Consider the following 22,540-nt stretch of genomic DNA (forward strand, 5'->3'; position numbering starts at 1 on the left):
ATAAGGAGGTGAAACTAACTTGAACCCGGCCTTACCCTTGGTTAAACAAATAATGGAACAGGCAATCAACGAACATGCTACAGACCTTCACTTCATACCTTCTCCAAACGAAACGAAAATCCACTTTCGTATTCAGGGCACCCGTAAATTCCATTCTGTTATCTCTAAGAGTCAATATGAGCTTTTGCTAACCTTTTTTAAATTCAAGGCAGGAATGGATATTGGAGAATCAAGAAAACCCCAAGATGGCAGTATTGCCAACCTTTTCCCAGCACTCGGTAAATATACATTAAGGTTATCCACGCTACCGATGCTCGCATCGGAAAGTTTGGCGATTAGAATTTTACCACAAGAAGACTTCCTCCCACTTGATGAATTATTTCTCTTCCCTTATCAATTAAATGAGCTCAAAAAATCGGCAATTGCTCAATCTGGCTTAGTTTTAATTACCGGACCTGCTGGAAGTGGAAAGTCAACAACCCTTTATGCCTTAATTCGTTTCTTGATGAAAGAACACTCCTATCAAGCGATAACGCTAGAAGACCCTGTTGAAAGGCAAATTGATGATGTCATTCAAGTACAAATTAATGAACAAGCAAGCATTACCTATCAAGCTGGATTGAAAGCAGCATTAAGACATGACCCGGATATATTAATGATAGGAGAATTAAGGGATGAAGCAACCGCTCACTTTGCTTTACAGTCATCACTGACGGGACACCTCGTGTTTAGCACGTTCCATGCACGCGATGCAGTCGGAACGATTTACCGGTTGCTCGATATGGGGATTAAACAACAAGATCTGTTTCAATCACTTGTTGCTGTTATATCCATAAAATTAATCCCTATTCGGCAAAAGGGCATTATTCGACGGGCAGCAATTTTAGAATTTCTAAGTGGAGAAGATTTGAATAAGGCAATCTATTCTCGATTTGATTTCCATCAACAAGACAGGAATTCCTTTAAACATTTAAGGAGGAAAGCATATGCATACGGCTTCACCGCTGAAGGTTTTCCTAAATAAGCAGCGGAAAATACCTGAAACGATTCAAATTCGGTTTTTAAAACGTCTCGAACGCTTTTTGATAAATGGGTATTCGTTACAGGACGCCCTTGAAGCGACTGCTTGGGACAAAGATTTGGCCTCTATTTCCCTTTACTTTTTGGAGAAATTAAAAGAAGGTATACGTCTCGATACTATTTTCGAACAGGCTGGTTTTCATCCTTCGATTAGTTCCTTTCTGTATTTTATCAATGCAAATTCAGACTTGAAAGAAGCAGTTGGAAAATGCCTGGAATTAGTCGAGCATCATTTCCAGAACGTCCGAAAGTTCAAGCAGATCATTCGTTATCCCTTATTTCTTCTGCTTATTTTCTCTGTTGTTTTATTTTTTATTAACCACCGCGTACTTCCCGCGTTCCAATCATTATTTACTTCTTCTCCTGAGACGCAAACAACGATCAATCTCTTAAAATGGTTAATGGATTTGATTCAATTTTCCGCTATCTTTATTATCGTGTTAAGCATCCTTTTCACAATTATCTGGCGTTATGTGCGCCCAAGAATATCTATGGAAGAGCAATTGAAAGTGATTGAGCGTATTCCTTTCTATCGCTATTATTTACGGTTGCAAACAAGCTTGCAGCTTTCCACCCATTTTAGTTCGTTGCTAAAAGCAGGACTTAGCCTAAAGGAAATTCTTGCAGAACTTGCTCGCCAGAATAGACTCCCGATTATTTCTTATTATGCGACATTACTGACCAATAATTTAGAACGGGGTTACCATATTAGCAACTTACTCGAAGAATTACCGTTAATAGAAAAACAACTAGCTGCAATATTCCAGAAAAATACGACTATTCCCGTATTAGAAAAAGACCTTACATTATATAGTGATATGTTGCTTGACGAGATGGAACGAATGATGATTCGAGTCATTACATCTATTCAGCCTGTATTTTATACAGTACTCGGGGTATTTATTGTTTTTATTTACTTAAGTATGATGTTGCCTATGTTTCAACTAATGAATTCATTTTAAAAGGAGCGATTATAATGTTTAACAATGAACGTGCGTTTACGCTGATTGAGATGTTAATCGTAATGCTTGTTATCTCCGTATTGCTATTACTGATTATCCCTAACTTGGCAAATCAGTCGGAAAATGTGAATGATAAAGGTTGTGAAGCCTTGAAAGAGATTGTTCAAACGCAGGTAGAAGCATATTATTTGGATAACAAAGAGAAAGTCAATGATATACAGACACTCGTATCAGCAGGTTATCTAAAAGATAACCAAACAAGCTGCGGAGACACTCCAATCACAATCAATAATGGTAAAGTAAACGATGACTCGTAATGATGCAAAGAAACGGTTTTACTCTGATTGAAATGCTTCTTACGCTCAGTATCCTATCCATTCTTTTCTTGCTCACCATTCCCCTTCAATCTGATTTGCTTACTAAACAACAGGAAGAACAATTCATTGAGGTATTACAACAAGATGTACTGCTTATCCAAAACCAATCAAGTAAGCATAGGAGAGACGAAATGTATATCCGATTTTTTGATGATTATTACAGCATCCTGTCCGGGGTGAATAAACCTTTTGCATACCGGGAATATCCTGCAGATTGGACGTTGGTTACTACGAACCAGTCACGACTGATCCGATTCGTACAAACTGGAACCATCCTCCAACCCCGAACCCTTGTTATGTATACACCCAATCATAAGTTATATATCGTATTCCCACTCGGCAAAGGGAGGTTTTATATTGAAAAAGAAAAACGGATACTCGATGATTGAAGTTTTAATCGCCTCCACCATATTTTTTCAAGCGCTCATTATATTTATACCGATATACACAGATATTCAGACGGCAAAAGATACATTGGGGGATAGAAGATGGGCAGCTCATCAATTACAAGCTGAATTGCAGCAATTTATTTTGGGGAACCCTCCCCCGCTTCCTGTTAGTAAAGAAACGACAAAAGACGGAAAGGCCTTTCACTTTCATTTTTATAAAGAAGACATATACACGAAGGGATGTGTATCTTGGGAGAATGCAGAAGAAACCGAAGAAGAAATCTGTTTACTCGCAATACCTAAAGAATGAGCGTGGTTTTAATTTTATTTCTTTGCTGACGATGCTAACTGTCATCTTTCTCACATTGCCGTTTTTAGTTTATGCTTTGCAAGCTGTCAAGCCGACAAATAATTATGAAGAACTTGCAGTATATGAATTTTTTCGCTTTGTTCGAGATGATATCCTTGAATCTCATCATTATTATATCCAGGATCATACTCTTTATTTACTTCAAGCAAACGAACAAACCGCTTCGATTAGTAAATATGATTCCTTAGTCAGAAGACAGATTGATGGCAGGGGGCATGAAATTTATTTGCGCGGCGTGCAGTTTCTCAGGTTTCAGGAGGAGCCATTCGGTATAAAGTTGATTATCACGACAGAAGAAGGTGTAACATATGAAAGGTTATTTCCGTTTTATAACGGAGTCTAACGGTTTTATTCTGCTTCATATATTATTTATCATTGCCATCCTCTTCTTGCTTGTCACCGGCAGTATTTTCTCTTACCGGAATGAAGTCCATATAACGGAAACACAAGTGGAACAGATACATGTCGAAAGTTTATTTCAAATGAGCCGATTGAAATATGTAAAAGAACAAATGCAAAATGAAGAAATATTGCAGACGGCCTCCTATGATTTTCCGAATGGTGATGTCGATATTAGGATAACCCACTTATCGGAAGCTTACCGAAAATTGCAGTTCCACATTAATCCGTCTAATCAAGAATCTCTCTTTACGGTTAATCATGTAATAAAAAACGAGATGTTTCGTGAATAATTATGTATACTTTTCAACAAAGCTTGAATACTCAGCTCTTTTTCCCGTTTTTCTAATATAATTAAGGTGTAAATGATCTGTAGCATAATGATGGGGTGAAAAATAATGAAGAACACATTAAAGGTTACCAATGTGATGAGCGACCCTACAAGATTCAATATTTATCAACATTTAGTGGAGCACCATCAAGATGTGAGTGTCACCGATATTTCCGAGGCTTTTGATATTCATCCGAATGTGGCCAGACTCCATTTATCCAAACTCGAAGAAATTAATCTTGTTACCTCTTATTTGAAAAAAACAGGGAAAGGTGTCCGTCCGGGTAGACGCTATCAGTTATCAAATGAAGTTGTCGAATTGAACTTCCCTGCACGGGATTATAAGATCCTTTCATCTATTGCCCTTGAAGCTTTAATGGATCTCGGCGAACCAGGGAAACAAGCTCTGTACGAAACAGGGAAAAAATACGGAACAGAAGTAATGCATCAGGATATGAAGCATCTTAATGAGGATGCCGATGTGAAGGAGAAAATTACGGTACTTGAACGAACAGGCCGCATGCTTGGCATGTACCCTTCCTTCAAATATGATAAAGAAACAAACAGTATCCATTTTTCAGTGAATAATTGTCCATTTAGAGAAATTGCAAGCAATAATCACCAGCTCGTCTGTGAGATGCATCGCATCTTTTTAAAGGGTATGTTTGAAGCATTATTTACTTCGATTGAATTAATAGAAGAGAAAAATATGTTTGCCGATAATTGCAGTAATTGTGCTTATATCGCAAAACTTTCAATCGTTTAAGGTCAATCGTTTACAATAGTTGCTTCCTCGTTTATAATAACTATGAAAGGTTAACTAGAAGGAGGGGGAAAGAGACATGGATCGTGTGTTTCGTATGCTGGGCTTTTGGACAGGGATTTTTGCCGTTATGTTCTATGTTGGGGACATGATGGTACCATCCGTACTATCCTTGATTCAAACAGTATTTTTCCTTACAGTAGGCTACTTAAAATTATCAGAACGGATGTATATGTATTTATTCGGAGCTTATTTAACAGTATTCATGATAGGTTATACATGGTATTCTGAATTTATACTTGTACCAGGGTTCGGCGGTTAAACGTAAAAAAGGCGGAAGCGCCCGTTTAGCAACGTACAAACCTGTGGAGTGTCAAGTTTGCTAGTTGCTGGGCGCTGGAGCCGGATGTGGCTAGTTCCGGTAATAGTAATTGCCCACAGTATTTTTAATTTATTGTTTCTATAACGCGAAAAACCATGCAGGGGGTAATTGCATGGTTTTTTTCTTTTATCATCTTAATGTGCCAATTATCCACGGAAAAACGGATTGTTCACTTTTTCAAAACCGATTGTTGTACTTGGTCCATGTCCAGGATATACTTCATATGCATCCTCTAACTTATATAATTTTTCTTTAATGGAATGTTCAAGCGTCGGCAAGTCTCCTCCCGGCAGATCTGTCCTTCCTATTCCTTGGTTGAAGAGCGCGTCACCACTGAAGACTTGTTTCGTATCTGTAAAAATGAAACTCATGCTGCCTGGCGAATGCCCCGGTGTATGTGCGACAGTGAATTGGAACTCCCCAATGGAAAACGGGCCTTCCTCAATCGTGATTTCAGCTTCCGTTGCTATAATTTCGTTGCCCATTAATTTATGAGAACCATTAAGCATCGGATCTGTTAGCCAGTTTTGTTCCGCTTCGTTAATGTATACATTCAACTGGAACTTATTTCTAACTGCCTCCAGGCCTCCAATATGATCAAAATGAGCATGTGTTAATAGGATACCTAAAGGTGTCAGCTCATTTTCTTCTATGTATTGAATAATTTGATCCGCGTCACCACCAGGGTCAACAATCAAAGCATGATTATCCTTTGATAAAATATAACAATTTGTCCCGATCATCCCGACCGGCATTGTCTTTATTTCCATTCTTCTCATCTCCTCTACTTCTGAAAAGCATTTCCTTTAGGTTATGCCTCGACAAAAATATTGATATGCATTAAAATGATTATAGTGTATCTACATAATAATATAAAGGGATCCTTAGGGCTAGTATTTCATTCTAAGGAAGAATAGACATAAGGAGGGTGAATTTTTCATGAGCCACATTATATTAGCAATCATATTCTTGTTAGTCGCATTACTTGCGGTTATTTCCGTAATTCGTCAATTGAAAATTAAAAACTATTTTGCATTGATTTTCTCCGTATTAACAGCAGTAGCTTTTGGATTCTTCTCTATTGCTACAATCATTTCAGAGCTGTCCAGTCTCTAAGTAACTAAAACTAAAGTAATAGTAAAAAACAGGTGGAGAATATTACTTCTCTACCTGTTTTTCTTCTGTGAAATCTACGAAACGGAACAGATCTCCGTATATAATGTCATCGGAATAGCCTAATTCCAATTCCACTTTCTCTTTAATTTCATCACAAGGAGTACTTGCGCCTGTAGCTGGTTCTCCTTCAGTCGCTTCTTCTTCCTCTGCATCAATTAATTCACCGGTATCGACGTCATAGCACATACCTACCGTTGATAGATAATCATCTGTTATAAAGTCACCGTTTCTTAAAGCAATATAGCCTTTCCTGTTCTCTGCAAACAAATCATTACCAAAGTAAATATCATTTGTATGCTCAATCCCAAGCAGGCTTAGAATCGTTGGCTTCAAATCGATTTGTCCCGAAACCGTGGAGATGGTTTCTCCTTCCCCATGACCGGGAATGTGTACAAATAATGGTACTTTGAGTAACTGTACCTGATCATATGGAGTGATTTCTTCTTTATCCAAGTACATGCTCATTGCACGGTTATGGTTGGCACTAATCCCAATATGGTCTCCCATAATGATTATGATGGAATCTTCATAAAGACCTGCCTGTTTTAAGTGATCAAAGAATTCTTCCATCGCTTCGTCTGCATAACGTACTGCAGGGAAATAGTTATTAAGCGTGTTTGAGTTTGAATCATATGGTTCAATTGATTTATCTTCTTCATCCATTTCAAATGGGAAATGGTTTGTCAGCGTAATGAATTTTGTATAAAATGGCTGCTCCATCGCTTGTAAATACTTGATTGATTGTTCAAAGTACGGTTTATCTTTCAGTCCCCAGCCGACTGAGTTTTCATCTGTTATTTCATAGGCATCTTCACTATAGAAATAGTCAAGATTCAAACTTCTGTACATCCCATCCCGGTTCCAGAAGCTCTTATTATTCGCATGCAGCACTGCTGAGAAATAGTCTTCCTCTTCCAGTATTTCCGGAAGGGCATGATATTCGTTACTTCCATGTGTAAAGAACACAGCACCTCTTGAAAGTGGATATAAGGAATTTTCAACCAGGAATTCTGAATCCGATGTATTTCCTTGACCAGTTTGTTCAAAGAAGTTATCGAAATAGTACGTATCCTCATCTTCTACAAGCTTATTTAGAAATGGTGTAACTTCTTCACCATTCACTTCATTTCCAACAACAAAGCCTTGAATCGATTCGGCATTAATGAAAATAACATTTTTACCTTCTGCAACACCGAACATATCCGATTTCTCTGTGATCATCACATTTTCTTTAATGTAATCTTGAATCTCAGGTATTTCATTTCCATCTGCGAATACACGTTGGGACTCCGCTTTCGAATGAACTACAAGGTCATAAACATGGTAATTAAATAGCCCGATATTCTTCACTAAATACTCTCTGTCAAATGCACGTGTAAATAATTGCGGCCTCTCCATCTCAGCAAGGAAAAAGTTCCCCGCAAGCAATAATAAGGACATGGAAAGTGCAAAAGCTTTTCCGCGTTTCAAATATTGCACAGATACAATTGATTCTTTCTTCTTACTTAAATACCAAACAATTGCCGCATCAGCAAATAAAAGAATGTCATATGGCTTGATTAATGTAAGAATACTTGAACCTAAATCCGTCATATTACTCCCCATAAATAATTGCGGGAGTGTAATAAAGTCCGTGAATTGACGATAGAATACTAGGTTTGCAAATACAACAAAACTAAAAAGCAGTGCCGTGTAACGCAAGTATTTCATTTGCCTGGACGCTTTGTTGAACCATACAGACAGTGCAAAAATCAGAAATGCCGAGACAAACGGATTAACAAATAAAATGAACTCTTGCATTCTATTTTCTAGTTCAATATTAAACATAAAACGGTAAACAATGTATGTTTTTAAACCGAAAAGCAAGGAAGCAATAATATATAGCGGTAATCTTGCTTGTTTTTTCCTCATTCTAAATCCTCCCAAATGTAAAGAGAACAGAAGTGTAAAGTGGCCATCCATTCCCAGTTTGAGCAATTTGTAAACTTTTCTTTTACAATTCACTTATACTATTAGACGAAAACCGAGTAAGAAAGGTTTCATCTTTATTTACATTTACTTCATATTTTTTCTAACTTCTTATTTTAATAGATAAGCTAAAAAAAATCTAGAGTTAACTTCCTTCCATATTCTGCTTAACATAGAAAGCAGCACCAATGATGCCTGCATCATTGCCGAGAACCGCCTGCTTGATTTCACAGTTTGCTTTTACCCTTGGTAATGCATAATCCTCAAAAGAAGTACGGATTTGATTGATGAAAGGCTCTCCCGCCTGGGAAACTCCTCCACCAATAAGAATCTTCTCCGGATTGAGAATCACACCCAAATCTGCGAAAGTCCGACCTAATACTGCCGCAACTTTAGTTACTATTTTCATAGCGGCTGCATCGCCTTTTTCAGCCATTTGAAAAACATCTTTCGCAGTAATAGTATTTGTTTCTTCATACATCTTAGCAAGTGCTGAACCGGGTTGCTCCGCACTGCTCTCACTTGCAAGTCTCACGATGCCGGTTGCTGATGCAATTGTTTCTAAACAACCGCGCTTTCCGCAGTTACAAGGGGCTCCATTCTCTTCAATCAATATATGACCAAGTTCTCCTGCCATGCCATTTATTCCATTTAGAATGGCACCATTAGCTATAATACCTGCGCCAACCCCAGTTCCGAGCGTAACGGCAATAACATGTTTCCCTTCATCCCCTGCACCTTGCCAATTTTCACCTAGGACAGCCATGTTGGCATCGTTCTCGATAAATACCGGTAAGCCAGATAAATCACTTAACTCTTTTGTGAATTGTTTATTTCTCCAGCCAATATTCGTTCCATAATAAACGATACCCTCATCACTGCTGACAAAGCCTGGAATGCCCGCCCCGATACCAAGAATTCGCTCTGTTGCTATATTTTTCAGTTGGAGTATTTCTTTTATTGACATCCATGTATCTTGCAAAATAAAAGAACCGTTTTCTTCCGTTCTCGTCGGTATATTCCATTTATGCAGAAGTTCACCATCAGTTGTAAATAATCCAAATTTAATGGAAGTACCGCCGATATCAATGCCTATCATATATTCACTCATGACCCCGCCCTCTTTCCTCTTTCTGCTTCTTCTAAAATGTTTCTTTCTTTTTGGAGAACAAGTTTTCCAGCGATGTATTCCTGCTGTGAAAAAAAATTCATTTTATAAAGTTCTTCAAGTTCACTTTCCATTAATATAAGATCGCCGATACGATCTCGTGAATAAACAAATGTGCCGAATCGCTTTAAAAGCATTCGGATGTCATATACAGAGTTCAATTGATTTCACCACTCCTTATTATACCAAAAAAATCAATGTAAAGAAAATTATAGCGAAGTTTTATTAGGAAACTTGGCATCCGCCAAGCCTTTACGGCGAATGCCTTAGTTGAACTTATGCAATAAGAAAGGCTTTATAATTTCTTACTATCAAAGAAGGAAATAGGCGTGGTGTTGTATATTTTTAATTGTCTCCTTTAGATCCGCAGTCCCGATACTTCTCGCTTTCTCTGTTCCGTATCGGGACTCTTTCCAAGATATATTTTAATTATCAGCTTCTCTCGGGGAATCACCCGTTATAAGTTCGTATAAATTGATGAAATCTTCATTGGTTGGATCCATTTGGTATGCTTGTTCGATTGCTTGGATGGACTTTTCAACCTCTCCGTCCATATCATACAGGATAGCCAGGTTATAATAAGCTTCTGGTAATGGTTCCTGAAGTGTGACACTCTTTTCTAAATCTCGCAATGCTTCTTCATAATTTCCAAGTTCAATATTAGCATATGAACGTTGAAATAAAAGCGAGCTTTCCATATCCCCTTCTAACGCCAAGGCTTCCGTTGCAACAGTCACAACTTCGTCATATTCATGTTGATTTAGATGTTCCTGGATTTGCATTAATCGGAATGTTTCACTGCTCTCATTCGCATGAACTCCGTAATACGTAACAGCGAAGAAGAATATAGCGGTGCTGATGGCTGCCGCAAACTGGAACACTGGTCGCTTGTTCTTCGGCATGCCGACAATTGCCGCAGCGAGGAACCCTGCAATTAATCCGCCAACATGAGCCGCCATGTCAATCCCCTCAATAGATAGCCCGATCACTAAATTGATAGCTAACACAAGTAGGATGCTCGAACCGATTGTTTGGAAGAATAATCGTTTATGCACAATACCAAAATAAAGAAACGCACCGAATAAACCGAATATCGCACCAGAAGCTCCAGCACTTACACTTGTCGTATAGGCAAAACTCGCAATCGAGCCACCTAAACCAGCGAGCAAATAAATGAATATAAAACGGCTGCTTCCAAATATCTTCTCAACAGCAGTTCCTAAATAAAACACAGCAAGCATATTTAGTGCAAGGTGAATAAAACCAATATGGATGAACATGGAGCTGAATAGCCGCCACCATTCACCATCTATCATCATGGAAGGATTATACTTTGCACCAAATTGGATAAGCATTTCAATTGATGTCGTATCGCCTTGCCATTCCATATAGAAAAAGTAAAGCAAATTAATAATAATGAAAGCATAAGAAAAAAGTGGTTTTCCAAAGCTGAAAATATTTTCAACTTCTTTCCGTTTATTACTTAATAACGAAACAAAATGATATTTTATCTTCTCTATATTATTTTCTTTTGTTTCATCGGGTAATTCAAGATCATAGGAAATAGGGCTTGGCAGCAAATCTTTTTCAAATCGTTCTGCTTCATGCTCGTATTCTTCCTGGTCTAAATAATAAACTCTCATGCTCACTTTTGGTTTACCTTCAGCAGTCAATGGTTGTTTAAGTATATCCCATGTATCAACTGGTTGATGCATGGTGAAATAAAGATTATAGACTTCGATATTTTTCTTTAATACTTGCTTTACGTTTCGGACTCTTTGAAACAAAAATGAGATATCTTGTTTTAGATGGTTTTTCCAGTCGAATCCTTTATGTATGAGACGCACTACGATTGATGAATGGTTTTCATATTTCTCTAACCAAACTTCATTCGTTTTTTCATTTAAATATAATAAATTAAATTGATGATTTTTCACCAGGTCATTGGCAAACGTATATAACAGATATTGTTCATTTAAAGACATGAATTCACCTTCCTTCCCCTCATCATAGCAGATTTATTCTTCTAAATATATTATTATAACCCTTGCTTACCTTTCACAATTTGAAAAAGCTGAGTATATCTTTATGATCTAAAAAAGTTTCATATTACTTTCATTCAGCGTAGTATTTGCGCATTCTCTAGTCTGGAGTTCTGATCGCCGTTCAGTTGCCCGGTGGACGGATGCTTTCCACGGGCACGGGCACGGCCTCAGCTTCCTCGGAAGAAGTGCGCTTCCTGCGGGGTCTTCGGACACGTGCTTTTCCCGTAGGAGTCACCGTCCACCGGGCAACTGAACTGGTTAGATGATTATCTGAATAGAAATTGTTCCGTCACGATAGGAATTATATTCCTGGAACATTAAACAGTGATCCATATTTGGCCTTTCCTGGTAGCAGTCCAGACACCTCGAGACTCCGGGAGGATAGGCCTGGCGAGACCCCTTAGTGCTCAGCGCAAGGAAGCTTGCCGGCCGCTCATCAGGTGCGAGAGGTGTCTGGACTGCGGATCTTCAGTAGAAAGTTTCGGAGTTAGGGACACTTACGCTGAATGAAAGCTGTTTTTAAAAAATAAATGAAGCTCTCATCCGAAGATAAGAGCTCCATTTTTTGCTTTATTTAGTTTCACGGTGTAAAGTGTGTTTTTTAAGACGTGGACTATATTTCATAAGCTCAATACGTTCAGGATTTGTACGTTTGTTTTTTGTAGTAATATAGTTACGGTCTCCCGTTTCAGTACAAGCTAACGTGATATTAACGCGCATAGTTTTCCCTCCAAACTTTTTCTAACTATCTTTAACAATTCATAGGCAATTTTATTAGACCTTTATTATAATAACAGATGTTACAAAAAGATTCAACATTTCTCTAGGTAATTTTATGGTTTTCATAGAACTCATAATGTGATATAACTAAATATGTGGTTAAAGGGAGGGAAATGAATGATAATTGCGATTGTAACCACACTCGTTATCGGTGTGGTCTTGTTTATCCTGTCTTATTTCATGAATGATCGGTTGGAAGAAATGGAAAGCCAAGTCGAGCAACTTTCAATTACCTCAATGCAGGATACATACCAAATGAAGAAAAAAATTAAAATACTAGAAGAAGAATTGCTCCCAGAAAATATGAATGAATCCTCCAGCTCGGAGTTTAAGGAACAGTCTTGATTACTAGACGCCAGAAAAGGAGTTAAGCATGAAACATACAGTACGTGCATTCTCAGTCGGTTTGATTGCTGCAGGCTTGATTTTACTCGCTGTGTTTTATTTATTTGGGCATGGCAATGAAGGTGCTGCAGAATATAGTACAGAGGAATTAATTGAGAAAATTGAAGAAGAAGGATTACGCGTTGTTTCAGAGGAAGAATATATCAGCATTACTTTAGGTAATAACGAAAGTAATGAAAATGAGGATGAAGCGGAAGAGACGGAAACAGAGGAAACCGAGGACTCCGCAGAAATAGAAACAGCTAATCAAGACTCAGAAGAAAATGATGAAGAGGAAACGGAAAGCGAAGAGGAGAAAGAAGATGAAGCTGAAGAGGAAGAAGAAACTCCTTCACCTGTAGTCATTACAGTTGAACCAGGAATGGCAACATCATATATCAGCGATCTTCTGGAAGAAGAAGGACTTATCGACGATGCAGCAGCTTTTAACGAATACTTGATCGATAATGATTATTCTTTACGTGTTCAAATGGGTGATCATGAACTAGAACATGGCTTATCCGAATACGAAATTGCTGAACAATTGACATCAAACTAAAAGAACCAGCGCCTTTATGTAGAAGGCACTGGTTCTTTTTTTAGTTAAGATTATAATTCTTTCCTTTGACTAAGTACAGTATACTTTCACCGATATTTGTAATGTGATCAGCAAAGCGTTCCAAGTAACGGGCACAGAATGCGACTTGCATAATGTATTGAATTTTATCAGGATTCGTTGCTGTTTCCCCGAGCAATTCACTGACAATATGTTTATACATCTTATCTACTTTGTCATCTGTCTTTGCTAATTTACTAGCTATTGTAATATCTTCATATTTAAAAGCATGCATCGATGTTTTTAACATATCCATCGCAATCTCATGCATTTGTTTCAAACCTTCCGGGATTGCGGATAGGTTTTTATCCAAATGAATTGTTGCTTTTGCAATATTTTTAGCATTATCGCCCATTCTTTCAACATCAGTCACTACACGCAGCGACATAATAATCTGGCGTAAATCGGTTGCTACCGGTTGTTGTTTTGCAATCAGCAAAACCGATTTTTCATTTATTTCTGTTTCCAGTTCATCAATTTTTTTGTCTTCTTCAAGAATCGCTTTCGCTTGTTCAATGTCTTGGTTAAATAATGAATCGACAGCTTTCGATAAAGCCTCACCCGATAGGTTCGCCATTTTAATTACTTCTTCTTTTAACTGCTCTAATTCGCTTTGAAACTGTTCACGTGTCGTGCTCATCCAATCTCCTCCAAATTATCTTCAGATCCAATGCTTGACGTGTCAAGGGTATATTTTCAGTATACCTGAAGTTTGTTAAAAGAGTGTTAAAGTATTATATAAATAACATTGAGATTTATTGCGATTCTTCTTCGTCCGCTTCTTCATCTTGATCTTCTTGCATATCAAAATACGTATCCATAATTCGTTCCGCGATTCGGTTGGCGATATTTCCGTCTTCTCTAGCGTTAAGACCGATGTTCGGAACCATTACTGCAAAAGCGACTTCTGGATTATCCATTGGAGCGTATCCGATAATTGCCCGGTTGATTGTATCATACCCTACTCCATCAACAACAACCCTGCTCTCCGCTGTTCCAGTTTTACCTACCGCTTGATAATCTTTGCCTGCAAAATAACTATACGCCGTACCACGTTGTACTTGAAATGCTTGCCTAAATCCTTCCTGTACACGAGCGATTTCTGATTCGCTAGCCTGGATTTGATTCAAGTACTCTGTATTTATCGATTTATACAGTGGACCTAATTCTGTTTGAGAAGCGATCGGTTCTCGTATCTCTTTTACGAAATGTGGCTGTACCCGATAACCATCATTGGCAATCGTCGAAACATACTGCGCCAGTTGCATTGTAGTGTATGTACCGTACTGCCCTATCGCATAGTCCATGAATAAACCCATATTAGGTGCCGTATCGATAGGAAAACCCGTTGATTCAAATGGAAAATCAATTCCGGTAGGAGCGCCTAAGCCGAATTGAAGGAAATAATTACTCATCTCCTGCCATGCTGCAGGATCCATCGTTGAACTCGCCCCATTAGGAAATCGGTAGCGATAATCTCCACCCATCCGTAAAGCAATATAAAACATGTATACGTTCGATGATTCTTTTAATGCTTTAATATCATCTGCATAACCGATTGTACTTGATAAGGAGCGCTTTTCCGGCGTTCCTGCTATTTTAATCGGCCTGTCAAGGAAAGTTTGGCCTGGACTGATTACACCTGAATGCAACCCCGCTAATACGGTGGCACCTTTCACAACCGACCCTGGCAGATGAGCATCATGCAAGGTTCGATGTGGACTATTGCTGAATGTACCTTCCTTATGATCATAAGTTTTTCCAGCTACTGAGATTAATTCTCCAGTTTGCGGATTCATTACAACTGCAAGTGCATCATTTAAAAAACGGTTATTATATGGGTCCAAGCGGATTGCCTTTCCTAATTCATCTTCTAAAATCTCGTCCACTTTCTCCTGGAACTCCATATCAATCGTTAAAATGAGATCCTTCCCTCTTTTGCCTTGAACAATCGTCTTCGAATCAATGACAGCTCCAGTTTTTGTTGTCGTGTATTCGATTTGTTCTTTTCTTCCTCTAAGAACATCTTCATATTGCTCTTCTAATCCGCTTCTGCCAACCCGGTCATTTCTGCTGTACCCTCGCGACATGAAATATTGCATGTTTTCTGCTGGGATACCGGTTTGGTGAGTACTAATGCTTCCTAAAAGACTTCGGATAGTGGAATCATACAAATAATCACGATTCCAGTCTGTCGTTGCGTTAATTCCTCGCAGCTGATCAAGGTTCTCAGAAACGAGTGCATATTCCTCTGGTGTAACATCTTCATTTTTTACAATTTGCGGTGTTAAAGAATATGCCTTATCTAATTCCTTCTTAATTCGAATGACTTCAAGTTCCTGTGTTGAAAAGACACTGTCGGCCACATGGTCGTCTGGAATGGAATCTAAAACCAACTGGTAAATTTCTGCATTGGACTTATCTTTTAGCTCTTCTTCTGGCAAGAGCTCTTCGTATGTTTTTTCCTTTTCTTCATCATCAGATTTACCTTCATTTTTCGTCAAATCCTTCAGATAAACATATTCCCGCTTATCCCGATCCGATACCTTATCCAATTCTTCGTCGCTATCCATGGATATGAATTGTGCTAACTTTTCAGCGAGATCTAAGCGATCTTGAGCCTGCACGCCTTTAGGCGGTGTATATGTAATGGAATAAAGTGCCTTATTATCGACAACTAAATTTTCATTTGTATCATATATTTTGCCCCTCGGCACCGCGATTTTAGTCGTATCTTGAATCGTCTGGTCAATTTTATCTTGGAATGCTTCTCCATTCAGGATTTGCACGACACCTAGTTGAAATATCAGCATTGAAAATAGTAAGAACACGATAAAAAAGATAATATTTGTCCGAAAGGGAAGCTGTGCTCTTTTTTTCTTTTTTTCCTTCATTCTATTCCCCCTCATTTTGCGTATTGCTGAAATATCTGTCTTACATTCTACCATAAATCTTTATGGATTTCGTTATTTATTAACAAGAAGATTCCATTTAGATTAGAAAACTTGGCATTCACCAAACCTTTACGGTGAATGCCTAAGTTGCACTTATGCAGTAAGAAAGGATTAATGCTTTCTCATCTGCCAAAAAAAGAACGTGAAGAATGAGTTTCTTCACGTTCTTTCCCTATCGGATTATTTATTTTGCTTCGTTATAACGCTTAGCAACTTCATCCCAATTTACTACATCCCAGAAGGAAGCAATGTAATCAGGACGTTTGTTTTGATATCTCAAGTAGTAAGCATGCTCCCAAACGTCTAGTCCTAATACTGGAGTCTTACCTTCCATTAATGGAGAATCTTGGTTTGGAGTGCTTGTGATTTCCAGCTCACCGTTGTTAACTACGAGCCATGCCCAACCTGAACCGAAACGGCCAGTCGCTGCAGTTTTGAATTCATCTTTGAATTTGTCAAAGCTGCCGAATTTCTCATTGATTTTATCTGCTAATTCGCCAGTAGGCTCTCCGCCCCCGTTTGGTGATAGGATTTCCCAGAACAAGCTATGGTTTGCATGTCCTCCACCATTGTTACGGACAGCAGTACGGATACTTTCAGGTACAGCATCAAGATTACTGATTAGATCTTCCAGGGATTTCTCCTGTAAGTCAGCGTGACCTTCCAATGCGTTATTAAGGTTAGTAACGTAAGTGTTGTGGTGTTTCGTATGATGGATGTTCATCGTCTCTTTGTCGATTGATTTTTCCAATGCATCATATGCATATGGTAATTCTGGTAGTTCAAATTTTGCCATAAAAAATCTTCCTCCCTTAATGTTTTTTTACCTATAATTGTAGGTTATCAAAGCTTTAAATTTGTTGCAAATTTTATGCCTCATAGAAGGCGAATCTTTTATTTCTACTACCTCCCCACCTTAAACTGCCAATCGCTTTCATACAGCGTATGTGTTTTGCGCGTTCTCATGGTTCGCTCTTTAATCGCCGTTCAGTTGCCCGGTGGACGGATGCGCATCCTCGGGCACTGCTAGAGCTCCTCGGGCTAAGCACTAAGGGGTCTCCAGACTCGTGCTGTTCCCGCAGGAGTCACCGTCCACCGGACAACCGAACTTGTTAGATGATTATGGTGAATAGAAATTATTCCATCATCAGCTTAGTGTGAGGAATGTATTTATATAATAATAAATAGTGTTCCAAATTAAGTTTTACCTGATAGCAGTCAACACACCTCGAGACTCCTGCGGGAGGATAGGCCTGGCGAGACCCCTCAGCGCGATAGCGCGAGGAGGCTTGCCGGCCGCTCAGCAGGTGCGAGAGGTGTCTGGACTGCGGACCTCCAGTAGAAAGTTTCGGAGTTTAAAACACTTACGCTGTATGAAAGCAATTCAATAGTTTTTTATACAAAGAGGGTTCAGTTATATCCCGTTGCAAATGTTCGTTAAAATATAAAGATGGAAGCACAAAAAAACAAGCATATTTGCTTGTTGGGATAATGGTGGCTCGGAACGGAATCGAACCGCCGACACACGGATTTTCAGTCCGTTGCTCTACCGACTGAGCTACCGAGCCAAATGATGTGTTTATTTTCTTTTAAGTGTGTCTATTTCCTACTATATTTCGAAGCATAAACAACGAAGAAGTTGCTCGTCGTGTTGCAAGCAAACTCACTGAAGTTGCACTCCTCGCATAGCTCCAATGAAGTAATTCGATGAAGTTTACGCTATGCTCTACCGACTGAGCTACCGAGCCATTTTATTTATTTGTTTACAAAAATATGTAATGGAGGAGGTAGAGGGATTCGAACCCCCGCGCGGTTTGACCCGCCTTTCGGTTTTCAAGACCGACCCCTTCAGCCAGACTTGGGTATACCTCCAACTGTATAAGAAAATGGTGGACCCTGCAGGATTCGAACCTGCGACCGATCGGTTATGAGCCGATAGCTCTAACCAACTGAGCTAAGGGTCCGTTCATATGATATGTTGATGGGGCGATCGGTGGGGATCGAACCCACGGATGCCGGAGCCACAATCCGGTGCGTTAACCACTTCGCCACGACCGCCATCGGTTAAACACGTGGCATTTCGTATTTTTAAAAGGTAGTTATAGAGCGCATTTGCACTCTATAACTTCAATATAGCGGCGGAGGGGATCGAACCCACGACCTCACGGGTATGAACCGTACGCTCTCGCCAGCTGAGCTACGCCGCCATGGCTCCACAGGTAGGATTCGAACCTACGACCGATCGGTTAACAGCCGATTGCTCTACCACTGAGCTACTGTGGAATAGTTTCTTGTGGATTGACCAACAAGATATAATTTATCATGTCCTCGAATAAATGTCAACACTTTTTATTGCCCTTTTGCAATATTTTTTCTCGATTGAAAATGTTTAGTGCGAATTTATGTTTCTTGACCCCTGCTTTCTAAGTCACGGAATATCTATTATACAGCATCTGACAAAAAAATGCATTTATTTAAATGGGGGGAAAGAAATAATTTCTTTCCCCTCACAAAATTATTGTTGTTCTAAAATTTCTTCCACAATGTTAACCGCGTGGTCGCCGATACGTTCTAAGTTACTTAAAATATCGACAAAGACGATTCCCGCAGAAGCACTGCATAATCCTTCGTTTACACGGATAATGTGTCGTTTACGGTATTTTCTTTCCATCTGGTCAATCTGCTCTTCTTTACGGATGACCTCGAGTGCCAGTTCCTTATCGCGATTATCTAAGCACTCCATGGATTGTTTCACCGTTAATAACGTTAAATCAAACATTTTATTTAAATCATCCATTGCCTGTTCCGTTAAATCAACTTTATTCGTAATTCGATAGTCAATCAGCTCAATTACGTTTTCAAAGTGGTCACCAATCCGTTCAATATCACGCACACTATCCATTAAAAGGGTATGCTTATCTCTCTCCCACTTCGTCAATGATTCTGCAGATATATTGACAAGGTACTCTGTTATTTTTCGATCCAGACTATTGATTGCACCCTCAACTTGCATCGCAATTTCTGAGTGTTTTGTTTCGGATGTCTGAGCATATTTTAATGTCTCCTCTAGGCCTCTATGCGCAAACTCACCCATACGTATTACTTCTAATTTTGCCTGTTCTAAAGCAAGTGAAGAAGATTTGTTAATGACAATCGGATCTAAATGCTGTGGTTTATATTCAATAATCGTATCTTCACCCGGAATCAATTTCGTTACTAACCACGCTAATCCACCGATGAATGGGAATTGAATAACTGTATTCATTATATTAAATGAACCGTGGGCAAACGCAATGGTCATTTGTGGATTTAAAGACAGTTGTCCTTGTAAGTATGCGATAAAGCTAGTGAACAACCCTAAGAATATTAGAAATACAATTGCTCCTACCAAGTTAAAAATAACATGAGTCAATGCAGCCCGCTTTGCAGCAATGGAAGCACCTAATGACGCTAAAATCGCAGTAATCGTTGTACCAATATTATCCCCGAACAATACCGGTAAAGCAGCTTTAAGATCAATTGCTCCTTGCGCAAAAAGACCTTGTAATATCCCGATTGTCGCGGTCGAGCTTTGCACGATTAACGTAAAGACAGTACCGACCACAACACCAAGAATAGGTGTCTCACTCATACTTACCGTTAATTCATGGAATGCATCTAACGAGCGTAATGGGCTCATTCCACTGCTCATTAAATCTAATCCAAAGAATAATGCACCAAATCCAAAGAATGTCTGTCCAACTGCATTAACTTTTTGATTATTAAAGAAGAAGATCAAGAAACTTCCGACAGCAAGAATTGGTAATGCATATTCTCCAATATCAATCCCAATAATAAATGCAGTTGCCGTAGTCCCGATATTCGCTCCCATTATTACTCCAATTGCTTGTCTTAATGTCATAAAACCGGCACTGACAAGACCAACTGTAAGAACAGTCGTACCAGAACTGCTTTGGATTAAAATCGTGACAACAATACCTGCTAATACCCCTAGAAATGGATTACTTGTGAACCTGTCTAGGATATCCCTGAGCCTGTCACCAGCTGAACGCTGCAGTCCATCACCCATGAATTTTATACCGAGAAGAAATATCCCTAATCCACCTAGGAATTCAAATATTAGGGATTGCACATCAATTTCCAAGTATTTCACCCTTTCGTTCTTATCTAGAATGCATACTTATCTATTATTAATTTTTGAACAGCATTTGTAAAGCATTTTTAATAAAATTTACATAGTTTTTACAAACAACCTCTTATAATGTAGTTTTTACCCTTATTGACCAACTTTATGTCAAAAAAACACAAAAATAATGCTTTACCTTATCAGGCAAGCATTATTAATGGGTTTTATATAACTTCTTCTACTTGTATTTTTGTGCCATCCACTTTTACAACGGTTACTTTCGTATCTTTCGTAATCCATTTTCCTTCTGACTGGGCACTGTAATCTTTCCCTTTTATCCTTACCGTTCCTACCGGTCGTAAATCATTTAATGTTATGCCTTCTTCACCGACTAATTTTTCATATTCCATGTTCATTGAGTTATACCCTGCTTCTTTGCTGAGTTGATCTTTAAGTGCGATTTTTGTCCACATTTCTCTTCGTTTAAACACCTTTAAGAAGAAGAAGGAACAACCTGCACCAAGCACAACACCAATGATGGCAAATAAGGCGGCAGCCAGACTGGGAGCAGCCACTCCGACGGACGTAAGCATCGCAACCAAACCAATCGTTGAAAGTGTACCGTCATTTAGTAATTTACCATCTATAATAATTAGTACTAAACCTACAAAATAAATAATAATCATAAGTATAACCGATTCTGTACCGGCATAAGCACCAAAATAGACGGTAATAAAGCCTATTCCAAGCAATGCAAAGAGTCCGCGCATATTCACGAGTACTTCGCCAATTAAAAATAGCGTACCTAAAAATGTAATAACTAAACCAATCCATTCCAAATCAAATATCGCCATTATAATTCCCCCTTTCAATATATATCTACGGATAAAGCCTAAGTTTTGTTTCATTAAAAGTGAAACTTCATTCAGTGGGTTTTTTCTTCCTCCATCACTGATTGTCATTTGAATAAATCGGGGTGTTAGCATCCATTATTTCCCTCTCGACACGACCTGAAGCTTTGAGGTGGGAGATTTACGGATGGTTACACTGGGATAAAAGGAGAAAATCATGTCAACATTTAAACGTTTATCCTTATTATTACTTGTTGGCTTATTAATCATCAGTGTTATTGATGATTTATCCAAGCAGCAAACAACGAATGAAGACAATCGAATCGAAGTGAGAAATGACAAAGATGTTGATATTGCTCATATTAAAATCGAGGCAGGAGACACTGTATTATCGGTGACAGAAGAAATCAATACCTTCGATTACTTGGATATCGAACAAATTATGGAAGACTTTGCAATGTTGAATCCGGGTGTTGATGCAGATTCACTTGTACCCAGTTCCTTCTATTACTTTCCATTATACAATGAACCTTAATAAAGGGAAACTTCATTTAGTGGGGCTTCCTTAAGGGATTTACGGACTGTATATCCCTCGCCTTTACCTGTTATGTGTGATAAAGACAATAAAAGAGAGGTTGAATGAACAACCTCTCTCCAATCTACATAAATATACGCAGAATGATGGAAAGCGCACCGATACCAATTGCGATATTACCAAGTGTATCAGCACCCTTACTGCGGGAAACAAAGCCTAGGATGATACCTGCAGCTCCCATAAATACTGGCCAAATTAAAAAGGAAAGGAAGGATAGTACGATACCAATCCACCCGTACGTACTGATGACATCTTCGTTATGGTGTGTATCGGTATCATCCATTGCAAACTCTGCGGCATATTCTTCATCATGACGATTCCTGCGTCTCTCCCCCTCACCATGCTCTGGTGCTGGTTGAGTGTTGCGTTTATTTTCATCCATTTAATTGCCTCCTTTTCATCGTGTTCACCGTTAGTTTATGGAGTCTGTTGCACACTTATGATGTTATTAACTGGCAAGATTGGAACGATCTTTGCATAGTTTATGTATGGCATACTAAATAAAGGAGGAAACCGATGTCATTTTTTATTAAAGAAATGGTGAAAACGAAGCTGAAACAGTTAACAGTCAAGGAAATGTTATATCATGCGGATCAGTATGGCTTTTCCCTAACAAAAGATGAAGCAACCGAAATTATCCATTATATACAAACAAATGATATTGATATCTTTTCAAAAAAAGGAATAGATGATGCGCATGATAAGATTGCTGCAATCACAAATCCCCAGACCGCACATAAGGCAAGAGGCTTATTTGAACAGCTTATTAAAGCCTATGGACTAGAACATTTATTTCAATAATAAAAAGCCGCGACTTCATTTAT

General features: G+C 38.7%; 26 protein-coding genes and 6 tRNA genes. 14 read left to right on the forward strand and 18 right to left on the reverse strand.

Translation table 11 applies throughout. The features are described 5' to 3' along the window. Positions 1–19 precede the first annotated feature (19 nt). The 9 genes from comGA to LZD48_RS01195 all read left to right on the forward strand — a co-directional run bounded on the left by comGA (position 20) and on the right by LZD48_RS01195 (position 4,993). Positions 20–1,024 carry a competence type IV pilus ATPase ComGA gene (gene comGA / locus LZD48_RS01155; RefSeq protein ID WP_235760896.1) on the forward strand — a complete coding sequence of 335 codons (1,005 nt, stop codon included), beginning with the start codon at positions 20–22 and terminating at the stop codon, positions 1,022–1,024. Continuing rightward, positions 987–2,042, forward strand: coding sequence for a type II secretion system F family protein (locus LZD48_RS01160; protein ID WP_235760897.1), 1,056 nt, complete (start codon positions 987–989; stop codon positions 2,040–2,042). Before comGA ends, LZD48_RS01160 begins: the two co-directional genes overlap by 38 nt. A 14-nt stretch (positions 2,043–2,056) precedes the next feature. Beyond that, positions 2,057–2,359 (forward strand): competence type IV pilus major pilin ComGC, encoded by a 303-nt coding sequence (comGC, locus tag LZD48_RS01165; RefSeq protein WP_235760898.1) that lies wholly within the window; start codon positions 2,057–2,059, stop codon positions 2,357–2,359. Beyond that, the gene (comGD, locus tag LZD48_RS01170) at positions 2,359–2,808 is read left to right on the forward strand and encodes a competence type IV pilus minor pilin ComGD (RefSeq protein WP_235760899.1); all 450 of its coding nucleotides are present in this window, start codon (positions 2,359–2,361) and stop codon (positions 2,806–2,808) included. Before comGC ends, comGD begins: the two co-directional genes overlap by 1 nt. Next, positions 2,777–3,118, forward strand: a complete 342-nt coding sequence (locus tag LZD48_RS01175; RefSeq protein ID WP_235760900.1) for a type II secretion system protein — start codon at positions 2,777–2,779, stop codon at positions 3,116–3,118. Before comGD ends, LZD48_RS01175 begins: the two co-directional genes overlap by 32 nt. Beyond that, entirely contained in the window at positions 3,066–3,521 is a 456-nt protein-coding gene (locus LZD48_RS01180) for a competence type IV pilus minor pilin ComGF (protein WP_235760901.1), read from the forward strand. The genes LZD48_RS01175 and LZD48_RS01180 overlap by 53 nt, the downstream gene beginning before the upstream one ends. Further along, positions 3,487–3,870, forward strand: a complete 384-nt coding sequence (locus tag LZD48_RS01185) for a hypothetical protein (RefSeq protein WP_235760902.1) — start codon at positions 3,487–3,489, stop codon at positions 3,868–3,870. Before LZD48_RS01180 ends, LZD48_RS01185 begins: the two co-directional genes overlap by 35 nt. 105 nt (positions 3,871–3,975) lie before the next feature. Next, positions 3,976–4,674 (forward strand): helix-turn-helix transcriptional regulator, encoded by a 699-nt coding sequence (locus LZD48_RS01190; protein ID WP_235760903.1) that lies wholly within the window; start codon positions 3,976–3,978, stop codon positions 4,672–4,674. A gap of 76 nt (positions 4,675–4,750) precedes the next feature. Beyond that, positions 4,751–4,993: a DUF2626 domain-containing protein gene (locus tag LZD48_RS01195; protein WP_235760904.1), complete on the forward strand. Its 243-nt coding sequence runs from the start codon at positions 4,751–4,753 to the stop codon at positions 4,991–4,993. A 206-nt stretch (positions 4,994–5,199) separates the two neighbouring features. Here LZD48_RS01195 and LZD48_RS01200 read toward each other — a convergent pair whose 3' ends face one another. After that, positions 5,200–5,823 carry an MBL fold metallo-hydrolase gene (locus LZD48_RS01200; RefSeq protein WP_235760905.1) on the reverse strand — a complete coding sequence of 208 codons (624 nt, stop codon included), beginning with the start codon at positions 5,821–5,823 and terminating at the stop codon, positions 5,200–5,202. Between the two features lie 169 nt (positions 5,824–5,992). On the opposite strand from LZD48_RS01200, the gene LZD48_RS01205 reads away from it, so the two are divergent. Further along, a complete protein-coding gene (locus LZD48_RS01205) occupies positions 5,993–6,169 on the forward strand; it encodes a DUF2759 family protein (RefSeq protein WP_235760906.1) in 177 nt (58 codons plus the stop codon). Positions 6,170–6,211: 42 nt separating this feature from the next. Here LZD48_RS01205 and LZD48_RS01210 read toward each other — a convergent pair whose 3' ends face one another. The 5 genes from LZD48_RS01210 to rpmG all read right to left on the reverse strand — a co-directional run bounded on the left by LZD48_RS01210 (position 6,212) and on the right by rpmG (position 12,130). Then, positions 6,212–8,140 carry an LTA synthase family protein gene (locus tag LZD48_RS01210; protein WP_235760907.1) on the reverse strand — a complete coding sequence of 643 codons (1,929 nt, stop codon included), beginning with the start codon at positions 8,138–8,140 and terminating at the stop codon, positions 6,212–6,214. A 202-nt stretch (positions 8,141–8,342) separates the two neighbouring features. After that, the gene (locus tag LZD48_RS01215; RefSeq protein ID WP_235760908.1) at positions 8,343–9,308 is read right to left on the reverse strand and encodes an ROK family glucokinase; all 966 of its coding nucleotides are present in this window, start codon (positions 9,306–9,308) and stop codon (positions 8,343–8,345) included. Then, positions 9,305–9,526 carry a YqgQ family protein gene (locus LZD48_RS01220; RefSeq protein WP_235760909.1) on the reverse strand — a complete coding sequence of 74 codons (222 nt, stop codon included), beginning with the start codon at positions 9,524–9,526 and terminating at the stop codon, positions 9,305–9,307. The genes LZD48_RS01215 and LZD48_RS01220 overlap by 4 nt, the downstream gene beginning before the upstream one ends. Before the next feature lie 264 nt (positions 9,527–9,790). After that, positions 9,791–11,350, reverse strand: coding sequence for a rhomboid family intramembrane serine protease (locus LZD48_RS01225; protein WP_235760910.1), 1,560 nt, complete (start codon positions 11,348–11,350; stop codon positions 9,791–9,793). Between the two features lie 630 nt (positions 11,351–11,980). Next, positions 11,981–12,130, reverse strand: coding sequence for a 50S ribosomal protein L33 (gene rpmG, locus LZD48_RS01230; RefSeq protein ID WP_021291115.1), 150 nt, complete (start codon positions 12,128–12,130; stop codon positions 11,981–11,983). 177 nt (positions 12,131–12,307) lie between these two features. On the opposite strand from rpmG, the gene LZD48_RS01235 reads away from it, so the two are divergent. Both LZD48_RS01235 and LZD48_RS01240 read left to right on the forward strand, forming a co-directional pair. After that, positions 12,308–12,535 carry a hypothetical protein gene (locus LZD48_RS01235; RefSeq protein ID WP_235760911.1) on the forward strand — a complete coding sequence of 76 codons (228 nt, stop codon included), beginning with the start codon at positions 12,308–12,310 and terminating at the stop codon, positions 12,533–12,535. A 28-nt stretch (positions 12,536–12,563) separates the two neighbouring features. Further along, complete coding sequence (locus LZD48_RS01240) at positions 12,564–13,133, forward strand: endolytic transglycosylase MltG (protein ID WP_235760912.1); 570 nt, start codon at positions 12,564–12,566, stop codon at positions 13,131–13,133. 40 nt (positions 13,134–13,173) lie between these two features. Here LZD48_RS01240 and phoU read toward each other — a convergent pair whose 3' ends face one another. The 11 genes from phoU to LZD48_RS01295 all read right to left on the reverse strand — a co-directional run bounded on the left by phoU (position 13,174) and on the right by LZD48_RS01295 (position 21,124). Next, a complete protein-coding gene (phoU, locus tag LZD48_RS01245; RefSeq protein WP_235760913.1) occupies positions 13,174–13,830 on the reverse strand; it encodes a phosphate signaling complex protein PhoU in 657 nt (218 codons plus the stop codon). Between the two features lie 115 nt (positions 13,831–13,945). Then, on the reverse strand, positions 13,946–16,084 hold the full coding sequence (locus LZD48_RS01250; protein ID WP_235760914.1) for a peptidoglycan D,D-transpeptidase FtsI family protein: 2,139 nt from the start codon (positions 16,082–16,084) through the stop codon (positions 13,946–13,948). 244 nt (positions 16,085–16,328) lie between these two features. Beyond that, positions 16,329–16,940 carry a superoxide dismutase gene (locus tag LZD48_RS01255; RefSeq protein ID WP_235760915.1) on the reverse strand — a complete coding sequence of 204 codons (612 nt, stop codon included), beginning with the start codon at positions 16,938–16,940 and terminating at the stop codon, positions 16,329–16,331. A gap of 696 nt (positions 16,941–17,636) precedes the next feature. Further along, a tRNA-Phe gene (locus tag LZD48_RS01260) sits at positions 17,637–17,712 on the reverse strand. A 211-nt stretch (positions 17,713–17,923) separates the two neighbouring features. Then, a tRNA-Ser gene (locus LZD48_RS01265) sits at positions 17,924–18,016 on the reverse strand. 15 nt (positions 18,017–18,031) lie between these two features. Continuing rightward, positions 18,032–18,108 (reverse strand) — tRNA-Ile (locus LZD48_RS01270). A gap of 18 nt (positions 18,109–18,126) precedes the next feature. Next, positions 18,127–18,202 (reverse strand) — tRNA-His (locus LZD48_RS01275). A gap of 75 nt (positions 18,203–18,277) precedes the next feature. Further along, positions 18,278–18,351, reverse strand: a tRNA-Met gene (locus LZD48_RS01280). A 1-nt stretch (position 18,352) separates the two neighbouring features. Continuing rightward, positions 18,353–18,427 (reverse strand) — tRNA-Asn (locus LZD48_RS01285). 232 nt (positions 18,428–18,659) lie between these two features. After that, complete coding sequence (locus LZD48_RS01290; RefSeq protein WP_235760916.1) at positions 18,660–20,288, reverse strand: Na/Pi cotransporter family protein; 1,629 nt, start codon at positions 20,286–20,288, stop codon at positions 18,660–18,662. A gap of 206 nt (positions 20,289–20,494) precedes the next feature. Continuing rightward, the gene (locus tag LZD48_RS01295) at positions 20,495–21,124 is read right to left on the reverse strand and encodes an NfeD family protein (RefSeq protein ID WP_235760917.1); all 630 of its coding nucleotides are present in this window, start codon (positions 21,122–21,124) and stop codon (positions 20,495–20,497) included. A gap of 214 nt (positions 21,125–21,338) precedes the next feature. Here LZD48_RS01295 and yqfZ point away from each other — a divergent pair, with 214 nt between their 5' ends. Continuing rightward, on the forward strand, positions 21,339–21,656 hold the full coding sequence (gene yqfZ, locus LZD48_RS01300; RefSeq protein ID WP_235760918.1) for a protein YqfZ: 318 nt from the start codon (positions 21,339–21,341) through the stop codon (positions 21,654–21,656). 124 nt (positions 21,657–21,780) lie between these two features. Here the strand turns inward: yqfZ and LZD48_RS01305 are convergent, their stop codons facing one another. Beyond that, the gene (locus tag LZD48_RS01305) at positions 21,781–22,098 is read right to left on the reverse strand and encodes a hypothetical protein (protein WP_235760919.1); all 318 of its coding nucleotides are present in this window, start codon (positions 22,096–22,098) and stop codon (positions 21,781–21,783) included. A gap of 134 nt (positions 22,099–22,232) precedes the next feature. Between LZD48_RS01305 and LZD48_RS01310 the strand changes: the two genes are divergently transcribed. After that, complete coding sequence (locus LZD48_RS01310) at positions 22,233–22,517, forward strand: DUF2624 family protein (RefSeq protein ID WP_235760920.1); 285 nt, start codon at positions 22,233–22,235, stop codon at positions 22,515–22,517. The last annotated feature ends 23 nt before the right edge of the window (positions 22,518–22,540 follow it).

It is taken from the genome of Oceanobacillus alkalisoli, from assembly GCF_021556485.1.
GTDB classification, from domain to species: Bacteria; Bacillota; Bacilli; order Bacillales; family Amphibacillaceae; genus Oceanobacillus; species Oceanobacillus alkalisoli.